Here is a 2,110-nt window from a genome sequence, read left to right on the forward strand (position 1 = left end):
TTTTCAATGTTGACGAAGTCTTAAGCTTCTGCGTGTATCATAACCTTATTCCTCTCTTTTGTCTTTTCTTATTTATGTTTAAATTTAATGAATTGTAAACTTAAGAAGTGTAAAAATGCATTAAAACGCATTTTACACGAAACGTTATAGCCCATTATACTCATTAGGTGGTGAATATGAACAGAATATCAAAAATATGATTGGTAACGATAAAGAAAAAATAGAGGATAAAATATTTGATTCAGACCTAAAGAATGAGTCATACCATAATAAGATATTTGTGAGGATTGGCTCCAAAAAAAAGAGATTTGAAAATGTAGACTTTAGCCATACTTTTTTTGAAGGTTGCTATTTTAGAGATTGTGTGTTTGATAGCTGTAATTTTAATGGTTGCAAGTTTGCAAGTAGTAATTTTACAGGAAGTTCATTTCCAGGTAGCAAGTTTGAGTACGCAACATTTTAAAAAACAACGATTGACAATGATATACTATTGAATAATTGTCCTAGTTATGATAATCTTGTTTTAAAGTTCGCTCGTTCTTTAAGAATGAATTATCAATCTCTTGGTGATTCAGAATCTGTTAACAAGGCGATAAGGATAGAATTATCCGCGACAAAAGAACACCTATACGCTTCTTGGCATTCGAACAAAACATATTACAGAAATAAATACAAAAAATGGAATCGTGTTAAAATGTTTTTAATTTGGAGCAATTTCAAAATTCAAGAATTTGTTTGGGGTAATGGAGAACAACCTCTTTACCTTTTAAGGTCAATTCTATTTTTAGGTATAATCATGTCTGTTTTTGACGTATTTAAGAGTGGTAACCTTAATCTTTTAAGTGATTATATTAATTCTGCTATTAAAGCACCTAGCATATTTCTAGGCGTTGTAAAGCCATCATATTACTCTGATTTATATTTATCCTTTATTACGTTAATGCGCCTTATTAGTTTTGGTTTATTTATGTCAATATTATTAAAACGCTTTAATCGTAGGTAATGTATATATACACTTTTGGTTCAGTTTGTCGTGGTGAAATTGATTCATATTCCGATATTGATTTGTTAGTTATAAAATCATCAAATGAGATCCTATCAGATATTGATCCGAATAAATATTCTATCTATACTAAAGAAAGAATTAATGAACTTTGGCAAGAGGGAAACCCATTTGCCTGGCATTTATTCTTGGAATCTAAAATCGCTTTTTCTCCAGATGGGAAAAACTTCATATCCGAACTAGGAGAACCGCAAAAGTATAAGAGAGGGAAAGAAGATTTAATGAAGTTTCAAAAACTATTTGTTGATTCGTATAAATCTCTTTTAGAAAGTTCTAATTCAAGAGATTTTGATTTGTCTATGATTTTTCTTGCAATTAGGAATTTTGCAACATGTTATGCTCTTGGTTTTCTTGATAAGAAAATATTTTCACGCACTTCAGCATTAAATATATCATCAGATTCAATAAGTATTTCAGATAAGAGCTTTAGTTTACTTATGGGAGCTAGAATACTTTCCACAAGAGGGATTGGTGAAAATATTAATACAGATGACTATAATTATATAAGCAAAGAATTTAAATTAATAAATGATTGGTTCCAATTCATTATAGAAAAAGTAACAAATGAGTGAATTCCTTAATAGAATAGATTTACAAAGAAAGGTGATAAAGATTGTAAATAGTTCAAATTTCCAAACAGCGCTGTCAGGTTTGTCATTAAATACAATAAATAAATGGTGTCAAGTAAATAATATCGACAAAACTAATAAGGTAGTAAAAGAGTTACTATTTCTTTCTGAAAAACTATTTTTTCTAGCAAATAAAAGTCAAGAACAGGTTTCAGAAGATTATAAAGAGATGTGTATTGAAATAGACAGTTCTTTAATGATTTTGAAGAAATATTGTAAAAACGGGCTATAACAATGGCTCATAAAGCATACCGCTCTGCCGCAGGCACAACACAGAGTGGTACGCTTCATAGCCGAACCGTTGTATGCCATTGGGTATGGTAAAGAAACATCGTTTACAAAGTTAAAGGGACATCGTTTACACTTTTTAAAGACTAAATTTCTGAATAAAAACAGAAATTATGCCTTGGAAAGAAAC

4 protein-coding genes are annotated in these 2,110 nt (G+C 29.8%); all 4 read left to right on the forward strand.

Going from position 1 to position 2,110, the window contains the following annotated elements; translation table 11 throughout:
- Window positions 1-196 precede the first annotated feature (196 nt).
- The 4 genes from AC2D8I_RS16100 to AC2D8I_RS16115 all read left to right on the forward strand — a co-directional run bounded on the left by AC2D8I_RS16100 (window position 197) and on the right by AC2D8I_RS16115 (window position 1,924).
- The gene (locus AC2D8I_RS16100; RefSeq protein WP_484707132.1) at window positions 197-463 is read left to right on the forward strand and encodes a pentapeptide repeat-containing protein; all 267 of its coding nucleotides are present in this window, start codon (window positions 197-199) and stop codon (window positions 461-463) included.
- An 84-nt stretch (window positions 464-547) separates the two neighbouring features.
- The gene (locus tag AC2D8I_RS16105) at window positions 548-1,003 is read left to right on the forward strand and encodes a hypothetical protein (RefSeq protein WP_484707133.1); all 456 of its coding nucleotides are present in this window, start codon (window positions 548-550) and stop codon (window positions 1,001-1,003) included.
- Window positions 1,003-1,635 (forward strand): nucleotidyltransferase domain-containing protein, encoded by a 633-nt coding sequence (locus AC2D8I_RS16110; protein ID WP_484707134.1) that lies wholly within the window; start codon window positions 1,003-1,005, stop codon window positions 1,633-1,635. The genes AC2D8I_RS16105 and AC2D8I_RS16110 overlap by 1 nt, the downstream gene beginning before the upstream one ends.
- Complete coding sequence (locus tag AC2D8I_RS16115) at window positions 1,628-1,924, forward strand: hypothetical protein (protein WP_484707136.1); 297 nt, start codon at window positions 1,628-1,630, stop codon at window positions 1,922-1,924. Before AC2D8I_RS16110 ends, AC2D8I_RS16115 begins: the two co-directional genes overlap by 8 nt.
- Window positions 1,925-2,110: the final 186 nt, after the last annotated feature.

The organism is Lacinutrix sp. YIN62, from assembly GCF_057219185.1.